A 1,253-nucleotide genomic window follows, 5' to 3' on the forward strand; every position below is an offset into this window, starting at 1 on the left:
CACATAGGCGATGTACTCGGTCTCCGAATTTTCCGCCAGAAGATGGTAGAAAGGCTGGTCCTTGCGCGGCCGCACGTCGGCCGGAATGGCTTCGTACCATTCGTCGGTGTTGGCGAATTCGGGATCGACGTCGAAGATCACGCCGCGAAACGGAAACAGCCTGTGGCGAACCACTTGCCCGATCGAGAATTTGGCCGTTTTCATCGCATTCACCACTCAGGTTCCGAGGCGCCTTTCGTGGCCGCGCACAGGGCGCCTAAGACCTTGAATTTACACATCACGGAGCCAAAAATCGACTCCGACTTTCGACTGGGCCTATTTGGCGCAGGCGCCGCCGCAATTCAATAGCCAAGTCCTTGACCCCGGGCGAAGCAACGGGCTAGCCCGCGCGGGAGTTTTCCCGCCTGAGCGAAAAATGTCTGACGTCATCGGTCTCGTCCTTCCCTTCTTCGGCATGATCTTCATCGGTTTCCTGGTGGCGCGCATCACCCGGCAGCCGCTGGAGGCGCTCGGCTGGATGAACATTTTCATCGTCTATGTCGCGCTGCCGGCGCTGTTCTTCCAACTGCTCGCCAGGACGCCGTTCGAGCGGTTGACGGAATGGAGCTTCATCCTTGGCTCGCTCATCGCCACCTATGTCGTCTTCACGCTGATGTTCGCCTGGTCGATTTTCGCCTCCCGCAGCGGCATCGCGGCCGCGACGATCACCGCCCTTGCCGCGGCGTACGGCAACATCGGCTATATGGGGCCGGGTCTTGCCTTGCCGGCGTTCAGCAGGCGGCGGTCCCCGTGGCGCTGATCTTCTGCTTCGAGAACATCCTGCATTTCACGGTCGCGCCGATGATGATGGCGCTGTCGGGCAAGGAGAAGGCGCCGCCGCTCCAACTCGCGCTCGGCGTCGCGAAGAAGATCGTGCTGCACCCCTTCATCATCGCGACCGCCCTTGGTGTCGCCGCCGCTTATGTGGAGTCCCACCCGCCGCTGCCTGTCGATCGTTTCCTGGATTATCTCGCCCGCGCGGCCGCGCCTTGCGCCCTGTTCGCCATGGGCGTCACGCTGGCGCTGAGGCCGCTCAACCGCGTGCCGCACGAGCTGGCATTGATTGCCGGGTTGAAGCTGATCGTCCATCCGCTGCTCTGCTATGTCGTGCTGAGCTGGATCGGCAATTTCTCGCCGACCTGGGTCTTCTCAGCGATGCTGCTGGCGGCACTGCCGACGGCGACCAATGTCTTCGTGATCGCGCAGCAATACGA

The 1,253-nt window shown here is 61.9% G+C and carries 1 protein-coding gene and 1 pseudogene; one reads left to right on the forward strand and one right to left on the reverse strand.

Annotated features, from left to right (window positions below):
- A partial coding sequence (hspQ, locus tag EOA28_RS36170) for a heat shock protein HspQ (protein WP_189342393.1) occupies positions 1-204 on the reverse strand: 204 nt, incomplete at its 3' end.
- 211 nt (positions 205-415) lie between these two features.
- Between hspQ and EOA28_RS36175 the strand changes: the two are divergent.
- A pseudogene (locus EOA28_RS36175) lies at positions 416-1,253 on the forward strand (AEC family transporter); the annotation flags it as partial.

Origin of the sequence: Mesorhizobium sp. M2A.F.Ca.ET.067.02.1.1, assembly GCF_004023285.1 — a bacterium.
Taxonomy (GTDB): Bacteria; Pseudomonadota; Alphaproteobacteria; order Rhizobiales; family Rhizobiaceae; genus Mesorhizobium.